This window comes from Pedobacter sp. AK013 (genome assembly GCF_014205835.1).
Taxonomy (GTDB): domain Bacteria; phylum Bacteroidota; class Bacteroidia; order Sphingobacteriales; family Sphingobacteriaceae; genus Pedobacter.
In genome coordinates, this window is sequence record NZ_JACHCQ010000003.1 from 258182 (window position 1) to 279814 (window position 21633).

Genomic DNA, 21633 nt, shown 5'->3' on the forward strand with positions numbered 1-21633 from the left:
TGTTAAGCTTTGGTTACTTTGTGTGTGTGTTTTTTATGATGATGTTTTTTATGACTTTTTTTAGTCTGTGATTTTTCTGTAGTTGGTTTTACAGGTGCTGCAGTTTGCGCATTAACCGTTGCGAAGGTAAACATGGCTAATAAAGCGATGCTTAAAACTTTAATTGCTTTCATTTTTCAAGTTGATTAATAATGAATAAACCTTGTTATTTTTTTATTAAATCTCGAAAATCAAGATGAAGATTTAGTGAATAATTCTCGCATCGTCATTTAATTTTTATACTCTTTTTGAAGTTAAAAAATATCTCTTTTATCTAAGGCAAATAGAAATCAAGACCATACAATACTTTTTTATTGGTCAAAATTTGTTCACTGATTACCTTTCCATCAACTAAAACTTTAAATTCACCCCTGGCTTTATCGCCTTTGGCAGTAATTTTTATATGCCCATTACTTCCTGGTTTTAATGTAAGTACCTTTTCCCATCTCCCTTTAATACTTTTTAATTTTTGCCGCTTTCCATTTTCATCAATATAAGAAATCTTTGCTGTTGTGTTTTCATTTAAGAAGGCTTGATAGCTTACTACATAACTTTCCTTCTGAGGAACATCTATTTTTCCTTTTTTTAAATAATGCATGCTCAAAGAGCAGCCACTCATAACAGTAATCAGCAAAAGACAAGCGAGAATATTTTTCATTTTATGGGGGTTTAGATCAGTATGACGAGAATTTTAATGGAATGGTTGCAAGGTGCCAAAAATGATTGCGTAAAATAGCTACTTACGGCAAATCGAATAAGAAAGTATAATTTAGCTTCTTTCCGCTCAATGTATATTCCGAAACTACTTTTCCATCAACCAGAATTTTATACTCGCCTTTAGCACTTGCTTTAGCAGTAGCGAATGTTTTGAGCTGAACATGTGTACCCGATTTTAATGTGACGCGCTGTTCCCAGGCGCCACTTACTCCTGTTAATTCGGTTTGCTTTGCAGTTTCGTCGGTATAGCTTATATCAGCCCTCAAACGATCGCCGAAATTGGCCTGATATACCACTTGATAACTTTCTTTTTGTGGCACATCTATTTTACCCCTCGAATTCGAATAAACGGTGGTAATATTTACAAGGGAGCAACTGCTTAAAACAAGCATCAGCAAAAAGCAATAGAAAATATTTTTCATTTGATAAGGTTTATACTAGGATGACGACCATTATCAGGGAAAGGTTGCAAAGGCGCTGGAAATATTTAATGAGAGCATGATGGAATGATAGATTTAATCGCTAACACATTCAGTCATTCGAAATTCAATCATTTATGAAACGTATCCAGATATAATTCTTCTACCTTTTTACGGGCCCAGGGCATTCTCCTTAAGAATTTTAAACTGGATTTAATGCTCTGGTTATTGTTAAAACAATCGATTCTGATCAGTGCTCCCAATTTTTCCCAACCATAGTGCACCTGCAGATCGGTTACAATTTTCTCTAAGGTAATACCATGTAATGGATTGTTTTTTTGCTCTTCGGCCATATAGCAAAGTTAAGGCAAAATTATCGGGGTTTATACTGTGCCATCCAAACATTTGCACCACCGCAATCGGGATCATTTATTTTGTGCCTAAGCACTTCAAATTGGTTTGATTGTAGTAAAGTTTGATATTCTGCAGTCGCTAAAGAAGCATGAAAAAGATTTTCGCCGCCATTCATTCCCCATACCTCTCCCCTTTCTGTTCCTGATGTAAACAATAAAATACCGCTGGGTTTAAGGTGATGTTTAAAAATATCAAACATATTCGGCTGATCATCGGCAGGGAGATGAAAAAAACTATGCCATGCAATAATCGCATCAAATTTTTCGTCGAGATCGAGTTCACGCATATCTTTTAGCATAAACCTGATAGATGGGAAATTGATTTTTGCCAGCTCGATCATTTGCTGGCTGGCATCCACTCCTAAAACATTTATCCCGTGGTTGATAAAATATTCCAATATGGGTTTCCCATCACCACAGCCCAGGTCCAAAACCTTTGCATCCTGTGGAAGGTGTTGGTGGATATCATTTAGATAAGCTTTTTCTACCGAATCGGCATAGCGGTTTTCGGCAAACCAGCGGCCTATCTTGTTGTAAACTTTGTAAACGTTTTTGCTTTCTCCTTTTTCCATCCTTATAATTTCGATTATTATTGATTTTAATTTAAAGTTTTAAAATATTCGGAACGTTACCTTATGCTTTAGTAACACCAAATTAATCATATTTATATTTTTTATTGGAAACAAACGTACAATGGTTCTTGGCAAATGCAGTCCTGCCATCCGCTTTATTCCGTTGCTCTTCATGCCCGCTACTGTCAAGGTTTAGGACGAAAGGCCTGTTCCTGGCAATGTGCCATAAGCATTTAACTATTGTAACTAAACCCGATCAAAGTGGTTCCGGTTCTTCACCGGAAGTGACGGAGAGCGGGACTGAAGACCGCCAAAAGAATCTGACTGTTCATTTCCTAAGCCTAAGTATTATTTTTTTTATTTGAAAACGAACGGCTAGTGCTTATGGCTTTGCAGCCCCGCCATCCGCTTTACTCCGTTGCACTTCGTGTTCGCTGCTGTCGGGTTTATGATGAATGGCATGCACCCGGCGTGTAGCCAAAGCAGCTTAACCGCTGTAAATAAACCCGATTGTACAAATGCAGGTTTTTTCAATCTGCGGAAGAGAAAGGTATTGAAAAACCGCCAAAAGAGCAGAACTTTTCATTTCCAAAACAATACCAGTTTAACAATTGTAACCGGGTTTATAAATTAACCAACAGCCGTAGCATCAATTTCGATCAGCATTCCATCTAAGGCTAATCTTTGTACCGGAATAAGCGTGTTTACAGGGAATTTCTGATCAGTCCATATTTTACCCGATTCCTCGATCAAGATCTTATGTTTCACTTCATCATAATCTACTACCAATGTTGTCAACTTTGCAATGTTGGCCATGGTTAAATTTTTGCTTTTTAAAGCTAAGGCAAGATTTTCTAAAACAATGACTACCTGTGTCCTAAAATCATCGCTCAATATGCCATCTGTTCTGCTACCGCCCTGCCCTGCAACAAACACCAGCTGGCTTTCTGCTGAAACGGAAGCTACGTGAGAGTAGCCATGTGGACGGGGATCGTATATACCAGCGGGATTGGTAATTTCTAATGTGGTCTTTTCCATATCTGTAATTTATATCCGCTAAATTATCTGATAGTTTTCCCTAAACCGTCGGTTGTTTGCAATAAAAAGCCTCCTGATTTTAAAAAATCAGGAGGCTTTAATTAATTATTCAGGTTAAATTAGTTACCTGAAGCTGTCCAGGTATTATTATCCGTATTCGAATCTGGTAATACTTTATTAGGATCTAAAGTAACTGATTCAATCTCTTCAGTTGTTGGATAACGTACCAACCAACTCGTGTTTTTCATCCAAACATCAACCGGAACTTTTACGATATCCGTTTTACCGCTTTTGGTTTTAATCTGCAGGATAATTGGCATTGGCATTTTCTCGAGGTTTACAACTTTAATTGTGTAACCTACCAATTTATCATCTTGCTTAACAGCCTCAACACCAGCAATACCTTGGTCCATTTTCCAATTGTTTAACCACCAGCTTCTCCAGAACCAGGCTAAATCTTCACCTGCACCATTCTCCATAGAACGGAAGAAATCAAATGGTGTTGGATGTTTAAATGCCCAGTTTTTAATGTATTGACGGAAAGCGTAATCAAAACGGTCTTCACCTAAAATCTGATTTCTCAAAATATCTAGTCCCCATCCTGGTTTAAAATATAAATTAACACCGATATTACGTTCTGCCATACCATCAGGCATTAACATTATGTTTTCATAAACCGGGTTTCCAATGTTTGTTTTACCAACTTTATTCATATCAGTTGGTGGAGTAGCATACTCGCCCTTATTAAAACTACTTTTAGAAATACCGTTTATAAAGGTATTAAAGCCTTCATCCATCCAACCATATTTACGCTCGTTAGAGCCTACAATCATGGGGAACCAGGTATGACCAAATTCGTGATCAATTACACCCCAAGCGCTAGCTTTTTTAGCTTTCCAGCCACAAAATACGATACCAGGGTATTCCATACCACCTACATTGGTAGCCACGTTAACGGCCATTGGATACGGGTACTCAAACCATTTCGTAGAATAATGCTCAATAGTAGATTTTACATATTCTACTCCACGGCCATATGCATCTTCGCCATTGCTTTCTACCGGTTGTGCAGAAACTGCTAAAGCTTTTTTACCACTCGGCAAATTAATTTTTGCGGCATCCAACACAAAAGATTTAGATGAAGCCCAGGCGGCATCGCGTGCATTTAAGATTTTAAATTTCCAGGTTAACTTATCTTTTGCCGGACGGGATTGTGGATTGGTCACCTCTGCTTCAGTGCGGATGTGAACGGTAGCATCACTGGTTTTAGCTGCATTCCATCTTTGTAGTTGTTCTGGTGTAAAAACTTCTGCAGGGTTTAATAATTCGCCAGATCCCATCACAATATGGCTTGCTGGTGCAGTAATGGCAAAATTAATATCGCCATACTCGCAATAAAACTCTCCACCGCCCCAATATGGCAGGGTATTCCATCCTATTACATCATCATACACGCACATCCTTGGAAACCACTGTGCAACGGCAAAAATTTCGCCGTTTTTTGTAGTTAAATGTCCTGTTCTGTCCGATCCCTCTTTGGGTATAACAAAAGAATAATCCATTTTAACAGTTACAATATCGCCATTGGCTGCCATTGGTTGGTCTAAACGGATCTGCATGCGCGTATCTTCTACCAAAGAAGTAAATTTTACCGCTGTAGCTTTTTGCGAAACACTGATATTCTGGATTTTATAACCACCATCAAATTTTTCGCCTTGGGCACCGTAACGGCTACGGGCTGGTGTAATGGCATAGCCACGCGAGGTTTCTTTAAAGGTATTCTGATCTAATTGCAGCCATAAATAGGGTAATTTATCGGGACTGTTGTTTTTGTAAGTAATTGTAACAGTACCCGTAACCATGTTTTTTGTTTCGTCTAGACTAGCTGTAATGTTATAGTCAACGCGATTTTGCCAATATTTTGGTCCTGGTGCGCCAATTGCAGAGCGGAATTCATTTCCGTTTTGCGTATAAAACAGTGGTCCAAAGGCTTCAGCAGGGTTATAGTTGGTAGCTGGCGCAGGTGTTGTGGTTTGCTGGGCTGATGCAGAAAAGGCAAAAACGCAACAAACCAAACAAAAAGTTATTAGTTTAGTAAATTTCATGATAATAATAAGGTATAATCAGGTGGTAAATATAAAAAATAACCACATATAGATTTATATGTGGTTATAATGTTACCAATAACGGTTAAATTGATACCGTTTAGTAATTATTGTGTATTAATTTGCTTTTAACTTGGGTAAATCCTGTAGTTTTCTTTCTTGTGGCGTTAATTTTTTCCATGCTACAAAGGCTCGGGAGATATAATAAGCATAACGGTATGGCCTTTCTGCTTTTACTGTTTCAACTGAAGGGCGATAAATAATCATGAAGTTTTTCAGCTCTTCTCCCTCTAACTTGGTCATATCCGTAATGGCCTTTGCAGTAAAGTTCTCGTCAATTTCCTGGAGATATATTTCCTTTTCTTCTATATCGGCTTCTTTTCGCTGTTGTCTTCTATATTTGCCATAGCCAAGATTTAGGTTTAAGCCTCCAACCTTATCGGTCATACGTTTACGGTTTAGGTTTCCTCCGGTACTTAATAGCGTATATTTTTCAGCCAATGGATCTTTTGCATCTGTAATCTGACTATTCATCCGCACTGCCGTAATATCTACATCTTTCAAATTATTTGTTTTAACCGGAAGATATATCGTTCTATTTAACAAGTTGGTTAAGTAAAGCGTATCTGTATGATAACCGACAGCAGAAAACTCTATCAGATCGCCAATATTGGCACCAATGGTATACTTTCCTTCTTTATTTGTACTGGTCGATTTTTTACTGTTCAGGTTTCTGATACTAACACCAGGGAGAGAAAGCGTTTTTTTCGAATAGTCGAAAACTGTACCTGTAGTTACCGTTTGGGCAAAAACGCCAATCGGCAGGGCAAGCAATAGAAAAATGATCAGTTTGTACATATTCAAAAGTAACTTAGTTCGACATTTAAAAGCTGCATTTAACAAACTTTAACATTAGAACAATTGAATTAGATTAGTGTTTTTAAATAATTTTCATCGTCAAATCCAATTAATATAGCTTTGTTGTTTTGCTCAATAACCGGGCGTTTTATTGCACTGGTATTTTCTTTTAAATAAGCAATTGCCAAATCTTGGTTATCGATTTTGGCTTGCTCTTCTTTAGTTAGTTTTTTCCAGGTTAAACCTTTACGGTTTAATACTGTTTCCCAACCGAAGGTATTGCACCATTCGTTTAACTTTTCTGCCGTAATGCCTTTTTTCTTGAAATCGTGAAATTCAAAATCAACTTGATGTGCTTTTAACCAATCGAGCGACTTTTTAACTGTATTGCAATTAGGAATTCCGTAAACGGTCATATTGAATGAATGAATTTTGAAGCGTGAATAATAAATGGAAAATGTATAATGGAGAAACCAACCCAACAATCCGCTTCAAAGATAATAAAATTGTTTATCAGTGGTGCTGGATATTACTATCCTACATTAGTGAACAATCGGATGGGAACATCCAACTACATATAAATAACATTTAGTTACAAATAAAGAGTTGTCAACTTTCTAGCGAGCGGACGATGAAAGTTGACAACTCTACAATCCGCAATCCTATAAATCCTGCTCATTCGTCACATTTTTAACCCCATCCATCACATTTTAGGTATTTTGGCCGATTCTCTTTGTAAAATTGTGCCATTAATTTAGAACAATATGGTAATTCTTTCAGGTACCCCATCCACAATAAAAACCAAAAACATCAACCAACTTGAGTTTTGGATTTCTACAACGTTATATATTCTGGCGTTGATCAGTATTTGTACGCAAATTACTTATGGATCTGGCGGATCGTACCGTTTCTCTGAAAACTCGATCGACTATAGTATCATGGAGAATTTTTTCCTTCCCGAACTGTTTAAGATCAGCATTATCTATTTCAGTTTCTTGCTGTTCAATTTTGTCTCGATGCCCCAATTGGCCAGAAAGCAAAACATCGTTATGAACCTGATTATCACGGTTGCTGTTACCGCTTTTTCTATTATTGCCTGGATGGTTGCCAATACCTATACGCAAGCATACAGAATTATTGAATATGATGATATAGATAAAGCCTACGATATGTTTTTTGGAGAAGCTTTTACCTATATCTTTTTTCTTTACCTGCTTTTTAATGCCTATTCTTATTTCAATGAGCGAGGGTTAGAACTGTTAAAAAGAATTCCCTTTTTAAAACATTACAATAACAACATCATTCCAGAAGTTTTTACCGTTACCAAAATCTGGTTGATTTCACTCATGATTTTTGCAGCCGTACTTTCGGTAAGAATAGATTACGAAATACTGATCGTTTGGGTAATTGTACCGCCCGTAAATATTTTTTTTGCTTTTTGTTCTATTTATTATATCATTCCAAACCTTAGAAAAAATTTTAAAGGTTTTGGCCGGTATTTTTGGGGAAATGTAGGTTTAACCATTATCGTCTCATTACTATTGTTGATGGTCCTTATCCCTTTTATGCGTAATGGCGGAGTGGTACCAGTTACCTTAATTTTAAATGCCATATGTTTAATCTGTATTACTACACCATCTGCCTGGTACATTTACAAGCATAAATTTGAAAAACTGAGCGAAATCCAGATGCTTAAAACAGAGTTAGGTAAATCGGATGCGAACCTGAATTTTTTAAAATCGCAGATCAATCCACACTTCTTATTCAATGCTTTAAATACGCTATTTGGAACAGCTTTACAGGAAAATGCAGAAAGGACTGGCGAGGGGATTCAGAAACTGGGCGATATGATGCGTTTTATGCTTCATGAAAATACTCAGGATAAAATTTCATTGACCCGTGAGCTAGAATACCTGAACAATTATATCGATTTACAAAAGTTACGCACCTCGCGTTCTGCGGATATCAGGATTGATACACATATTGAAGAACAGCTAAACAACCTGCAGATTACACCAATGTTATTGATTCCATTTATCGAAAATGCATTTAAACACGGCATCAGCCTGCAACAGCCTTCGTACATTAAAATTACCCTGCAAACCAAAGAAAAAACTTTATATTTTGACGTGAGCAACAGCATTTACACCAAGGCAGATAACGACCCTGAGAAATTAAAAAGTGGCATCGGACTTGAAAATGTTAAACAACGCTTATCATTACTTTATTATGGAAAACACGAATTAATTATCCGCGAAAGTGCCAATGAGTTTTTTGTTCACTTAACTTTGCAGCTGGATTAGTGATACGTATCTTTCAGAAATCAAATAACGAGTAAATAATTTATATTGATAAATTTGGACGATTCGTCATTTCGACTGGAGCGCAGCGTAATGGAGAAATCTTTCGCCGAAGTTTAAAAGATTTCTCCACTACGGTCGAAATGACGATCGCCTTTGAGCTACAAGAGATGCTTCCTTCGTCAGCATGACAGAAGAGATAAAACAGAAAAAAACAAAAAATGATTGCTATTGCTATAGATGATGAACCGATTGCACTTGATATTATAAAATCGCATGCCTCAAAAGTTCCGTTTGTAGCATTAGAGCAAACTTTTACAGATGCCTTTGCGGCCATCACCTATCTTCAACACAACAAGGTTGATTTAATTTTTCTCGACATTAAAATGCCTGATATTAGTGGGATTGATTTTTTAAAGAGCCTGAGCAAACCTCCTATGGTTATTTTTACCACGGCTTATACCGAACATGCCGTGCAAAGTTTCGAACTTGATGCAGTTGATTATTTGCTAAAGCCCTTTTCGCTTTCGCGTTTCTTAAAAGCCTGTAATAAAGCGCAGGAGCTCTTTAACCTGCGTAACCAGAAGCTAGAAACGAAAACTGAATACATTTTTATAAAAGATGGCTATGAACAGATTAAGGTGGAGTTGGATGAAATTCTGTACATAGAAGCCTCGGGCAACTATACCCAGATACAACTAAAAGATAAACTTTTAAGTTCGAGGATTACCATTAACGATTTGGTTGAACTGTTGCCAAAGGTAGATTTTATCCGGTGTCACCGGGCTTTTATTGTGGCTAAAAACAAAATATCCAAATTTGACCGCAGCCAAATCTGGATTGGAGAAAAAATTATTCCTATCGGGGCCACTTATGGCGGAATTCAACTTACTTAATGCAATTTAAAAGCTTATATCATAAAGGCAATTCATCTCAGATAGTGTCATGTTGAGCCTGTCGAAACACCTTAAAGAACCTGAACCTGATAATTATTTAATGAAAATACTGCCTTACAAACGCCCCAGGCTGGCTCGATTCGTCATGTTGAATTTATTTTACAAGTATAAATAGTGTTTTCAATTGCCTTGTAGCTACTTCGTGGTCGGCATCTTTTTAGCAGGAAAGACCCCCAAAAATAATTCAGCGTAACGATCAACATCTTAAGGCTTTACATTTACCCTTATCCCTGTAGAATGGGTGGTAAACTCCGGTGCATACATACTTTGCAGAGAAGTAATCCCATTTGAAAAGTTTCCTGCATGTGTAACCCGTAACGGATACTCGAATACATAGGTTCCTTTTGGCATATAACTGATAAAGAAATTGGTTGAGGCATCTTTTGTACTTTCATAATAGCCCAAACCATCCTGATATTTATACTGAGAGATCACATTTAAAGGTTCAAAACCTGACGATCGCATATCTTTTAAATGAATGTACTCCATATTTCGATCACAATAAATTTCTATGCGTACTTTCAATAAATCTCCCGGGGCTAAAATATTTGCCGCGGTTAATGGAGTCAAAATATCGCCCTTAGTACTGGCTTTTTGGATAAACAATTGCTTTTTGATTTTAACACCTGTACTTGCTGTTGTTATTTTGTCCAATTGCTCAAAATACTGCCAGTAAAGTGCACCCCAAGCAATTGTTGTATTGTCATTTTTCACCTGTACTTTACCCATTTCTGGTTTTACATTGTTACCAGCAATGGTTAACTTTTGATAGCCCGTTCCGGCTTCCTTTACGGCATTGGGTTGTTGCAAATCAGTTAGTTTTTGATTTCCAATCATGATTTCAGGCTCATTACTTTCGCTTAATAAATCGGTTCCTTTCATTAACAGTGCATAACAGGCAGCGGCAGTAGCTTTGGTGGTTTGCCAATCGTTGGTTTGTTTGTTTTTAAGCAGCCAGATTTTCATTTCTTCTACAGCTTTGGTATCATTGGCCACTTCATCAAAAGCCTCAATCAATAAAGCCTGTGTCTCGATCGGATTTTGGTACCACCACCAGCCCGCTTTATTAGCAGCCCAGTACATGCCCATTTCATCATGCTGCTGAGCAGTTTGGCTTAACAGGGTAATAATCTTTTTTGATTCTACATTATTACCGTTTCTGTTTAAAACCAAGGCTGTTTGTGCCAGTTGGTAAGTATCAAAGGTTTTCCAGTTAGCGATTAATTTTTTGAGGTAAAAATCTTTAGCCTTTGTAAACTCAGCTGTTGTATTTTTTTGATTGGTATAACTTCTGGCAAACAGGTAGTGTAGCGGCAAGTAGGCAAAACGTTTTCCCTTCACTTCATCCTTATAATCCTTAACTAATTCTGCATCTAAATAAATAATGGCCTTATTAAGCATAACATTAAAATTTGGATAAGCTTTTTCGTCGATCAATTTTAACCTTTTTAACTGGCCCATTCCCAAAACAATATGTTGGGTAATGTATCGATCTTCTCGCATACCATTAAACCAAGGAAAAGCACCATTATTAAATTGCATTTTTTCCAGCTTTTCGAAATTATTTTTCAATTCATAAGTCATTCTGTTTAAATCGAAAAGCACAGCCAAACGTTTTTTCCGTTCGGTTTCATTATCGGCATTACGTACCCAAGGTGTTTCTTCTAACAAAATTGATTTAAGCCCTTCATTTTTTTCCAGGTTAGATAAAAGTGCCTGACCACTATTGGTATTTTGCCATTGTGCGAAAACCGTTTTTATTTTTGGCGATGAATTGATGATTCCTGTTGCAAAACTATTGGCATAAAAGCGGCTAAAAGTTTGCTCGGCACATTCATACGGATACTCCATCAGGTAAGGCAAGGCCTGCACCGCATACCAAACCGGATTGGAGGTAAACTCAAAAGTTAAATTTTGGTTACGTAAGGTTTTTGAGGTTCCTGATTTCTCCAGTTTCTCAAAATCGAATGTTTTACTGGTATTGCCACGTACATTTATGGGCATGCTTTCGGTAACCAACATGGCATTTGCCAAAACCGGAATGGTATTTTCTTCTCCATCACTAAACTTACCACTTTCGGCCAAAACTTTATAGGTAATGGCATTAATGCCAGATGGGATAATTAAGGTCCATTTTAAAACCGAACTCGCTTCATTATCAACTTCGAAAGTTTTTTCGGTTTTTTCATTTGCCTCAAAAATCCTGATGGCTTTTCCTGTTAAGGCATCTGTAAGTGCTAAACTGGCGTTGCCCACAAGTTTTTTACCAGCCAGGTTATTCAGTTTGGCACTTAGTAAAATGGTATCACCCTCCCTAAAAAAACGTGGGGCATTAATGGCAATGGCCAATTGTTTTTGTGTAACCAGCTCATTCGTAATAGTTGCTGTTTTTAAATCTTTGGTATGTGCAAAACCCATCATCTTATAGCGGGTTAAACTTTGCGGTATAGTAAATTCGATCTTGATTTCGCCTTTTGCATCAGTTAACAACTGTGGATAAAAGAATGCAAGCTCGTTGAAATTGGTACGTGGAGTGATATCAGGTTTTTTGTATTTAAGTGCTTCCACTTCCTGGCGCAACGTGGGGTCTTTTAATTCATCATATAACGTTGCTCTACCTGAACCAGCTCCCTTTAGTTTTTCAACCGTAGGTGGCTCAGCACTTAATCCTGCGGCCCTCCCTTGCAGGGTAGCTACTCCTCTAATCTGGACGCTTGATGCAGTATAAGTCTTTTTTTTCTGTACCCCATACCCCACAACCGCTACTTCATTTAAAGCATTCCCATCTTCTTTCAATGTTACATCAATCCGTTTTTTACTGCCTATTTTTGTAGAATAGTTTTTAAAGCCGATAAAAGAAAATTTCAGTGTTTCTCCTATTTTAGCATCAATGGTGTAAATGCCAAAAACATTGGTGGTGGATACCTTTTTACCTACACTAACCTGTACACCCGGCAGTATTGCGCCCTGGCTATCGAACACTACCCCATAAATTAATTTACCTTTTTCTAATTCCGCAAGTTTTTTTACCACATCCGGCGATAAGTCTTTTCGTTTAGCCTGTTGTAAATTACTGATGTAGTTCCGGTATCCGTAATTGTATCCGCCATAATAGTTATAACCAAACAGATTAAGGTTTTCGTAACTACGTGTAATTACGCCATAATTATTTTCAGACCTTAAAAACCATAAATAACCTGGGTTAGCGACATCATTTACATTGAAATTCCAATTGTAAAAATAATAGTTAAAGCCTGTTGGTAACTGCGTGTTCCAATCCGTTCTTTTCAGGTCATCCAAACTTGCATCATAAAGTGTAGCCACCATTTCGGCCATCTGCTTCTCGCCATTTTTATTACTGATCTGCAGTTTCCAGCTTTCTTTTTCGCCAGGTTGCAATTTATCCCTGAAAGTTAAAAATTTAATGTTCAATTCTTTTTCAGGATCAATAATTCTGACCTGTTGCATCGAATTGTAAACCGTTCCTTCATGTACCATAGTAAACTGAACGGCAAAGCCTTCTTCATAATTTGCTTGTGGCTTAATTTTAACGATACTTTGTTTTGGCGATAGGTTGATCCAAACTTTTTCGGCAATACTATCCCGATAATAAACTTCGTAATAAGCTTTGCTATTATTAGCTAAGCCCGCCAAACGAAAAACAGCACTTTCAGTTAGCTTAATCACACTTATTTCGGGTGCAATCCATTCGATATTCGATTGTATTACAGCAGGCTGATCGTTGTAAACTATTAAATACTTATCAACTTTAGTGGTATCTTTCTGCTCATTTACAGCAAACAGGCTTATTTTATAATAGCCAGGTTTTAGCTTATTTTGATTAAAGGTTAAGTCCCCACGACCACGATCTATAGAGAGGTTTTGTTTCAGTTCTACCGACTTTACCGGCCATTTAGCTACTTCGAGTTCATTGTTATAGTCATCATAAGGGAAGTTTTTAATAAAATCTTCCTTGCTCATAGCATAATTTTCGGCATAAAACGGGCTTTTGTTCATCAACCTTGATGGTGCCTGTAATAAACTCCATTCTGCTCGAATATTAGCTTTTATAGGCTCGTTGTTTAAATTGGTTACCCAGAATGGAATGCTATCTGTTTTATGACTCACGTAAATAACCTGTTCTGCACTGATATTAAGATTAATATCTTTTTGCCCTACATTGATGCTGGTACTTTTCGTTCGGGTTTCACCGTTTAAATCTGTAGCCTCAATTTCAATATCGTAGCTATAGTTTTGTTTGATATCAGTAGCTTTTGCAAAAAAGGTAATATCGAATTTACCACTTAATTGGGTATTTGTTCTACCGATAGCAATTTGCTTCCTCTCGAAACCAACTGAACCATAAATAGCGTTACGCTGTGTATAGTTTAATCCATATTCGTAGATTGCCCTTCTGAAAATCTTATAATTTATTTTGGCATTGTTTACTGAATATCCAGAAAAAGCACTGACTTTACCTTGTACTTTAATCGTATCGTTTAACTTGTATTTTTGGTTAGGCTTATCAAAAACGACCTCAAAAGTTGGGCGTTTATATTCCTCAACCTGAACTGAAATACGACCATTGTCGGTTTCGATTTCCATCTGACCATTCAATATGCCCATTGGTATACTAAACGAGCCCTGAAAAGTACCATAATCGTTACTGGTAACATTGGTTGTGGCTATTTCTTTTCCATTGGCATCGTTAAAATAAACCTTAAGTACTTTATTTACTTCTATTTTATTTTTACCATTTTTCGATTGCAAGCATAACCCCTTATAGTAAACGGTTTGTCCGGGGCGATAGATCGGCCTATCCGTAAAAAGAATTACGCGCGCGTCATCGTCTTCATCCTTATAGCTATTATAATTATTGATGTTTAATTTCAATTCGTCTTTCCCGAAAGTAGCCACCGCAAAAGACATATTCCTATCAGTTTCATTTGTACTGGCATAACCTTTATCGTTAGTCGTCATTAAATCTCCGGCAATAAATTTCCGGGTATTGTAATCATATCTCCATTGCTGAATTTTAACATTTTTTAAAGGTGCGCCATCACTAAGTTGATTCACAAAATATTCATGTCTTTTGATATTCCGCCGGTTAATCACAGCCATTGCAGTAACCTTAAAATTAATATTGCTATAAACAGTATCTTTTTGTTCGCGGTTAATGGTTTGGGCAATCAATGTATAAGCACCAAATGCTAAGCCATCCATTTTATCAATTAATGTATGGTTTTGGTAGTCGCTAGTTTTTGGAACGATTACATCCCATTGTTTTATGGCCTTATTTTTTGTAAAAAAAGTTAAAAAATTATCCTTACTCTCAAACTGTTCGTAACCATTTTGAGGTTCTACTGCCTTAAATAGCCTAATATGTACTGTATCTGTATTTTTATAAGATAAATGCAACTGGGCAGGCCGATCTGGTTGGATATACCCTTTTATTTTAATTGATAATTCGCTGCTTTTAATCTGCCTGATTAAATTTTCTGCATTTTGCGCACCAATACTTTTGGGATACCTATCAGCAGCTTTTTTGGCTAAAGCAACGGCTGTTAAAAAATTTTGTTTGTTCGTATCAACAGGGAGTTGCGCGTTTTTATGCATGAGGGCCTGTTCGTATAAAATATCGGCATAAACTTCGGTTTGCGTACTTTGCCCGGCTAACTGGCTTAATGCTTTATAATACAGATCCTGCACCTCGCCATTAAAATTTTGTTGCACAAACTTTAGCCGTTTTAAATCAACATCGGCCAAAGCCGAAAAGTTATGGTTGTTTTGATGAAATCTGATCAGGCTTTTAAACAACTGCAAACTCTGTAGTTTAAACGAGGTGCTGTCTGATGGCAATTCCATAGTAAGAAAATACTGTCTATCATCAAACCAAGCTGCATTATTCATATCAAGCAGCTCATCATCATATTGCGTGAGATTAATTTGTGTATTATTAAAAACATCAATGGCGCGGTGTGCCAACAGATCATATAATGTGGGCCTAAAGGTTCTATTGTTTTTATCGCCTGCTAAAACGGCATCCAAGATATCAACATTGGTTTGTTGCAAAAGTTGAGCTTCTTTTAACGATAACAGGTAGTATTTTACGGTTTCATCACTCAGTTTTTTAATACTCCACGTTTTAATATCATTACCAATATCGCCCTGTACTTGTGTACGCTGACTAATCTGCCATCTATTTTGTTGTAAATAATTCCAATAGGTTTCGGCCAAAAGTGATTGTAAAATGCTTTTTTCGGGCTGCTTAGCTTTAGTGATATCATCACGCAGATTAATCAAAATTTTATCAAAAGCATTCTCTTCCAAATAACTTTGAAACATCATTCTATAAATAACCGATTTGATCTGCAATGGCGTATTGTTCTCTTTATGCGCCGCTTGATTTATTTTTTCGATCAAAGCCAGCGCATCTTTAGGTTTGCCCTGGTTGGCAATAGAATCGACCCTATAAAAATCGTCGAGCGTATATTTCTGCTGGGCAGAAACATGCAGCGATAGCAAAATAAAAAGAAAAAATAAAGTGGAGAGGCGTAATGATATATTCATAGCTGGCTTGCGTTTTTAATATAGATGGGCTGAACGCTTAAATTCCATAAGTGGTTAGTATTTATCTGATTCTTACACGAATCTAAGTATTAATAGACTAAATGTTACAAGCCACAAACATTAACGTTTTAAACATTCGAAGCATAACATTATCTTTGCCGCATGTCAACACAATTAAAAAATCTATCAGATTTCTCTCATACCACCGTTCCAAGCGGAGCAAATTATAAATTCGGGATTATTGTAGCCGAGTGGAATGCTGAAATTACAGGTGCACTATATAATGGCGCATTAAAAACACTTTTAGCCAATGGCGTTGCGGAAGAAAATATAATTTCTTTACCTGTTCCCGGAAGTTTCGAATTAACAGGTGGTGCAGAAATTTTATTGAGCAAAAGAAGTGATATAGATGCCGTAATCTGTTTAGGTTGCGTAATTCAGGGCGATACGAAACACTTCGATTTTATTTGTGATGCTGTAGCGCAAGGGATAACCAACGTTGGCATTAAGTACAGTAAACCGGTTATCTTCGGGGTTTTAACCACCAATAACCTGGAGCAAGCCCAAGACCGTGCCGGCGGGAAACATGGCAATAAAGGTGATGAAGCTGCAATTACTGCCATTAAAATGGCTGATTTTTCGGCTCAAATTTAAACTTGTGTTAATAATTATTTGTAACTTAGAAGTTTAAAAATTATCAGATCCGATGAAATATCATGAGTAATCTTGATAGCTTCATTACCATTGAAACAAACTTATACAGATGAAAAAAGTAGCTATCTTACTATTGGCGGTGTTTTGCACCATTACCATTTTAGAATCTTGCTCTTCTAAACTTTGTCCTGCTTATGGGTCTTATCCAGAAGGAAAGCGCAGAAGAAATTAATCTACCTCATTTGTAATCTCATATTTAGGTCATTTACAGAACTTTATTTAACTGTAATTGTTATCCTGTAAACAACACGTATCATATCATGACTTGGGTTAACTTAACTTCGATTGAACAGCTTGATGAAATCAAAAATGCAAAGGGTTTTAGCCTTATTTTTAAACACAGCACACGTTGTTCAATTAGTTTAATGGCTAAAAAGAATTTCGAGTTTGATTGGGACATCATTCCTGCAAGTACAAAACTTTACTTTTTAGATTTGATCAGCTACCGTGATATTTCCAACCAGATTGCTGAAGTGTTTCAAGTAGCACACCAATCGCCTCAGATTTTATTGATTAAAGATGGCGATTGCGTATTAGAAGCATCACATAGCGATATTTCTGCTGATGAAGTTGCAGAAGTGATTGCTGCTTAATCATAAAAATATTTTTCTTAAAAAAGGGTATTCAAGCAATTGGATACCCTCTTCTGTTTGTTGGCATACTATTAGGTTACTCTACCCGTAGCGTACTGAAAGGTTTTACGGATTACTGAATGGAAGTCTCCGACTTGCTATTAAATAAATATTAAGTTATATACTCAATTTGATTCACCAATCCTTAGAGGCGCTATGCTTAACTCTACGGACAGACATATGTTGTCAGTCTGAGCTTGTGTTGAGAACCTTCGAAAAAAACATTTGTACTTCGACAGACTACCATTGACGTTATTCGATAACTAATTGATAATTAACACATTACTTTGACGCCTGCATTTCCGCCCCGCTAGGCCATAGCACAGTATCTCCGTTTCAATTAAACCCGGCCTAACAAATTTTTCGGACTGCACTGCCCAAGCCAACCTAGTAGCTTCGAAAGAAAACGGCAAGGCCCTCATGAATGCAGCTGAAAGCTACAAAAACAAATGAATAAATTTTCAGCCGGTGTTTTATTAATGGTTTTCTATTGCTTTCATTTGTATTAATGAGCTCGGCAATGCCTCGGTTTTGTTTCTTTTTTAACACCAAAAAGAAAGAAGCCTGTCCGGCTAGGACTAATAAAACACCCCGTCCTGCGGACACCCCTCTGAAAGAGGGGAATTACATATCGCAAAAGACCAATAATTAAATGTCATTTATATTGATTTTTATACAATAAATTACCCCTCAGGATGACATTTTTTTGTTTCTCCTTAACTTAATGTCATTTTCCTTCACTAACCAGTTACAGTCTGTGAGAACACAGACCTTGGAAATACTTAAAACAAAAAGGTCCCGATTTACATCGCGACCTTTAAAAAATTTATGCTGTTATTGCCTAGGCAACAACTGTATTTTCGATTTTCAACACTTTTGAGGTTCTGTTTCTGGTTTCTCTGCAAAGATCTGCATCCTGAGCAAGTGATTTTCCATAAGTAGGAATCATCTCTTTAATTTTTTCCTGCCATTCTTCAGTGGCCAAATCATCAGCAAAACAACGGCTTAATAGGTCGAGCATAATAGAAACAGCTGTTGAGGCCCCAGGAGATGCACCCAATAAGGCCGCAATAGAGCCATCAGCAGCACTTACCACCTCTGTACCAAATTCTAAAATACCACCTTGTTTTTCATCTTTTTTAATTACCTGAACGCGCTGTCCGGCATATTCCAGCTCCCAATCTTTAAGTTCGGCAGTTGGCAGATATTCTTTTAATGCTTCCAATCTATCTTCTGGCGATTGCCTAACCTGCTCAATCAAATATTTTGTTAAATCAAGGTTATGTAAGCCTGCCGACAGCATCGGACGGATATTATTAAATTTTATCGATTTTGGTAGATCCAAGAATGAGCCATTCTTAAGGAATTTAGTAGAAAAACCAGCGTACGGACCGAACAACAGTGCCTGTTTGCCATTAATCATCCTGGTATCCAGATGTGGAACAGACATTGGCGGTGCACCAACCGCAGCTTTTCCATATACCTTAGCGTGGTGTTTTTTAATAATTTCTTCGTTGGTACATTTTAACCATTGTCCGCTTACAGGGAAACCGCCAAAACCTTTTCCTTCGGGAATATCAGATTTTTCTAACAGCGGTAAAGAGCCACCACCAGCACCAATAAACACAAACTTAGCTACACGTTTACGTTTGTCTCCACTTTCTAAATCTTTAACTTTTACGATCCAATTACCATCTTTATTCTTCTTAAGGTCGCGGATTTCGTGGTTAAAATACAGATTAACATTACTTTGTTCCTTTAAGTTGTTAAACATGTCTCGGGTTAAAGTACCAAAGTTAACATCAGTACCTAAATCCATTTTTGTGGCAGCAACTTTTTCGCTTTTTTTACGGCCATCCATAATCAATGGTGCCCAGTTTTTTACAAGCTCCGTATCTTCAGTATATTGCATATCGCTAAACAGATCGCATTGGGTTAATGCATCGTAGCGTTTTTTAAGATATTCTACATTCTTTTTACCCCAAACAAAACTCATGTGAGGAATATTGCGGATAAAATTGCAAGGATCAGAAACCAATCCCTTGTTTACTAAATATGACCAAAATTGTTTAGAAACCTCAAAATGTTCTGCAATTTGAACCGCTTTTTTTATTTCAACCGTACCATCCTTCTTTTCTGGTGTATAGTTCAATTCGCAAAAAGCAGAATGTCCCGTTCCGGCATTATTCCATGCATCAGAACTTTCTGCTGCCGCAATATCTAAACGTTCGTAAATTTCTATGCTTAAATTGGGTTCTAATTGTTTTAATAAAACACCGAGGGTTGCACTCATGATGCCAGCCCCTATTAAAATTACATCAGCGTCAGTTTTACCAACTGTCTTTTTCTTTTTTGTCATCTTAGTTTAAAGGAGTTACAAATTTAGGATGATTTTAAACATACCACGAATTTTAAGGCGTTAAATCTGAAAAAATTGCCAAAAAATTAGAAATACTTTCTGTTTTTTGATAACTTCTAATCAAATTTTAATCCAAAAAACAGTTCAATTAATAACAAACTGAAAAGGGCATTACCCCTGCCTAAAAAGCCCATTATTAAATTACTAATTACTACCCCCGTTTCTTTAAAATATTTATCATTTTAGTTTTAAACAGTCAAAAAAAATTAAATTTCAATAACAAGCCCTGCTGTTTCATAGGCCAAATATTAAAGAAACAAGATTCCGTATTTTTTTTCTTAAAAACCGCTGTTCGATAAACCTGAAAACAGCGAGCATCACAATTCTCCATCGGGATAATGCGAATGGCAGGAAACAGCACCTATAAAATGCTAACGTTCATTTCCAAAAAATACTTTTCGATTTAGCTTAAGCATCTTCAACTACATTATTATTGGACGCTGGTATTGATAGAATACGATTAAAAGGGTTGTTAGTCTTCAATATGGCTTAAAATATTGATCAATTTACCAAATGGATCTCTGGTGTAAAATCGCCTAACACCCCAGGGTTCATTGACAGGGCCATATTCGATAGGAAACCCAGCTGCTTTTATTTTCTCCAATAGGTCATCAACATTTTCAACTTCGATCGATAGATCTGGTGTTGGAGTACCCGACCCGCCCTCGGAGGCAAAACTAATCTGTACATCCATTTTTTGCTCTGTCTCGCCATAAGTGGCAATCCAACCATGATCCATTAGCAGATCAAGGTCCAAAATATCTTTATAAAAACTGGCTGCATCAGCAATTTTTTGGGTATTAATATTATGCACTATTCTTTTTACCATAGCGGGATTATTGTATTAATGAAAGAGATCATCTTGTTGGTTTTTATTTAAGCAGGATGTCATATCGGGCCTGTCGAAACACTTCACACCTATATAGCTACATCCTTCGATAAGCTTAGAATAACGATTCAATATTGTCATGAATTCTTATACATACTTATCATCGCTATTTGGAGAAATCTCTCAGTCTCTGTTTAAAAGATTTCTCCTTTCCGCTGTGCTCCGGTCGAAACGATAACGGCATATTAATTTTTAAGCTTCGCTTTAAAAACTTTTTCGAGTTTTTCTATTTTTGGAAGAATCACCAATCTGCAATAGGGCTCACTTCCATTTTTATTGAAATAATTCTGGTGATAATTTTCGGCGACATAAAAAGGTTTGGCCGCCTCTATAGCGGTTACCACTTTCTTGCCATAGGCATTGGTTTTATTCAACTCTGCCTTATATTTTTCTGCCAAAGCTTTTTGCTCTGCTGTATGGTAAAAAACTACTGAACGATATTGGGTGCCACTATCGGCCCCCTGACGGTTTAATGTAGTTGGGTCGTGGCTTTTCCAAAAAACTTCTAACAAATCATCGTACGATATCACCATTGGGTTATAAGTAATTTCCAAAACCTCTGCATGCCCGGTAGCACCGGTGCACACTTCTTCGTAAGTTGGATTGCTTAATGTACCGCCTTCGTAGCCTGATTTAACCGATACTACACCTTTTAACCTTTGAAATATGGCCTCGGTACACCAAAAGCAGCCCATACCGAATGTTGCCTTCTCTGTTTTTTTGCCCTGTGCGTTGGCCTGATTTATGGCCAATACTGCTAATAGCAGTAAAATTATTTTTCTCATTTTGTGTTTATTTACTTTTACCTGTAATGAGGCTATCATGATTTTTTTGCTCTATTACTTGCAAAATGCAAATCATGATGGTTTCATGAGAGTGTTTTATTTTGTTAGTCGCAAATAACTCATTTACCTTACAAGCCAACTGCGTTATTTTCTAGTTAATTATACGAAATTAAATAAAGCCTAGTTTGCGTATAAATTATAATGGAT

The 21633-nt window shown here is 36.9% G+C and carries 18 protein-coding genes; 5 read left to right on the forward strand and 13 right to left on the reverse strand.

Features of this window, described 5'->3' with window-relative positions:
- Positions 1–2: 2 nt before the first annotated feature.
- From HDC90_RS03790 to HDC90_RS03830, 9 genes are all read right to left on the reverse strand, one after another.
- Positions 3–173, reverse strand: a complete 171-nt coding sequence (locus HDC90_RS03790; protein ID WP_184464011.1) for a hypothetical protein — start codon at positions 171–173, stop codon at positions 3–5.
- Positions 174–313: 140 nt separating this feature from the next.
- A complete protein-coding gene (locus HDC90_RS03795; protein ID WP_184464013.1) occupies positions 314–697 on the reverse strand; it encodes an MmpS family transport accessory protein in 384 nt (127 codons plus the stop codon).
- Between the two features lie 82 nt (positions 698–779).
- Positions 780–1178: a hypothetical protein gene (locus HDC90_RS03800; protein ID WP_184464015.1), complete on the reverse strand. Its 399-nt coding sequence runs from the start codon at positions 1176–1178 to the stop codon at positions 780–782.
- A gap of 128 nt (positions 1179–1306) precedes the next feature.
- Entirely contained in the window at positions 1307–1528 is a 222-nt protein-coding gene (locus tag HDC90_RS03805) for a VF530 family DNA-binding protein (protein WP_184464017.1), read from the reverse strand.
- A gap of 20 nt (positions 1529–1548) precedes the next feature.
- Positions 1549–2160: a trans-aconitate 2-methyltransferase gene (locus HDC90_RS03810; protein ID WP_184464019.1), complete on the reverse strand. Its 612-nt coding sequence runs from the start codon at positions 2158–2160 to the stop codon at positions 1549–1551.
- Positions 2161–2790: 630 nt separating this feature from the next.
- A complete protein-coding gene (locus tag HDC90_RS03815) occupies positions 2791–3198 on the reverse strand; it encodes a RidA family protein (RefSeq protein WP_184464021.1) in 408 nt (135 codons plus the stop codon).
- Between the two features lie 119 nt (positions 3199–3317).
- Positions 3318–5303: a M1 family metallopeptidase gene (locus HDC90_RS03820; protein WP_184464023.1), complete on the reverse strand. Its 1986-nt coding sequence runs from the start codon at positions 5301–5303 to the stop codon at positions 3318–3320.
- Between the two features lie 117 nt (positions 5304–5420).
- Positions 5421–6161 (reverse strand): carboxypeptidase-like regulatory domain-containing protein, encoded by a 741-nt coding sequence (locus HDC90_RS03825; protein WP_184464025.1) that lies wholly within the window; start codon positions 6159–6161, stop codon positions 5421–5423.
- Between the two features lie 68 nt (positions 6162–6229).
- Entirely contained in the window at positions 6230–6577 is a 348-nt protein-coding gene (locus HDC90_RS03830; protein ID WP_184464028.1) for a Spx/MgsR family RNA polymerase-binding regulatory protein, read from the reverse strand.
- A 348-nt stretch (positions 6578–6925) separates the two neighbouring features.
- Here HDC90_RS03830 and HDC90_RS03835 point away from each other — a divergent pair, with 348 nt between their 5' ends.
- Together HDC90_RS03835 and HDC90_RS03840 are read left to right on the forward strand one after the other, a co-directional pair.
- Positions 6926–8464 carry a sensor histidine kinase gene (locus HDC90_RS03835; RefSeq protein WP_184464030.1) on the forward strand — a complete coding sequence of 513 codons (1539 nt, stop codon included), beginning with the start codon at positions 6926–6928 and terminating at the stop codon, positions 8462–8464.
- Positions 8465–8682: 218 nt separating this feature from the next.
- Positions 8683–9357, forward strand: a complete 675-nt coding sequence (locus tag HDC90_RS03840; RefSeq protein WP_184464033.1) for a LytTR family DNA-binding domain-containing protein — start codon at positions 8683–8685, stop codon at positions 9355–9357.
- A 264-nt stretch (positions 9358–9621) separates the two neighbouring features.
- Here the strand turns inward: HDC90_RS03840 and HDC90_RS03845 are convergent, their stop codons facing one another.
- Complete coding sequence (locus HDC90_RS03845) at positions 9622–15987, reverse strand: alpha-2-macroglobulin (protein ID WP_184464035.1); 6366 nt, start codon at positions 15985–15987, stop codon at positions 9622–9624.
- 162 nt (positions 15988–16149) lie between these two features.
- Between HDC90_RS03845 and ribH the strand changes: the two genes are divergently transcribed.
- The 3 genes from ribH to ytxJ all read left to right on the forward strand — a co-directional run bounded on the left by ribH (position 16150) and on the right by ytxJ (position 17294).
- Positions 16150–16641 carry a 6,7-dimethyl-8-ribityllumazine synthase gene (gene ribH, locus HDC90_RS03850; protein WP_090501043.1) on the forward strand — a complete coding sequence of 164 codons (492 nt, stop codon included), beginning with the start codon at positions 16150–16152 and terminating at the stop codon, positions 16639–16641.
- A 109-nt stretch (positions 16642–16750) separates the two neighbouring features.
- Positions 16751–16873, forward strand: coding sequence for a hypothetical protein (locus HDC90_RS25450; protein ID WP_255420130.1), 123 nt, complete (start codon positions 16751–16753; stop codon positions 16871–16873).
- Between the two features lie 88 nt (positions 16874–16961).
- Complete coding sequence (ytxJ, locus tag HDC90_RS03855) at positions 16962–17294, forward strand: bacillithiol system redox-active protein YtxJ (RefSeq protein ID WP_184464037.1); 333 nt, start codon at positions 16962–16964, stop codon at positions 17292–17294.
- A gap of 880 nt (positions 17295–18174) precedes the next feature.
- Here the strand turns inward: ytxJ and HDC90_RS03860 are convergent.
- From HDC90_RS03860 to msrA, 3 genes are all read right to left on the reverse strand, one after another.
- Entirely contained in the window at positions 18175–19692 is a 1518-nt protein-coding gene (locus HDC90_RS03860) for a malate:quinone oxidoreductase (protein ID WP_184464039.1), read from the reverse strand.
- A gap of 532 nt (positions 19693–20224) precedes the next feature.
- Positions 20225–20581 carry a VOC family protein gene (locus HDC90_RS03865; protein ID WP_184464041.1) on the reverse strand — a complete coding sequence of 119 codons (357 nt, stop codon included), beginning with the start codon at positions 20579–20581 and terminating at the stop codon, positions 20225–20227.
- A gap of 245 nt (positions 20582–20826) precedes the next feature.
- Complete coding sequence (msrA, locus tag HDC90_RS03870; protein WP_221451783.1) at positions 20827–21426, reverse strand: peptide-methionine (S)-S-oxide reductase MsrA; 600 nt, start codon at positions 21424–21426, stop codon at positions 20827–20829.
- Positions 21427–21633: the final 207 nt, after the last annotated feature.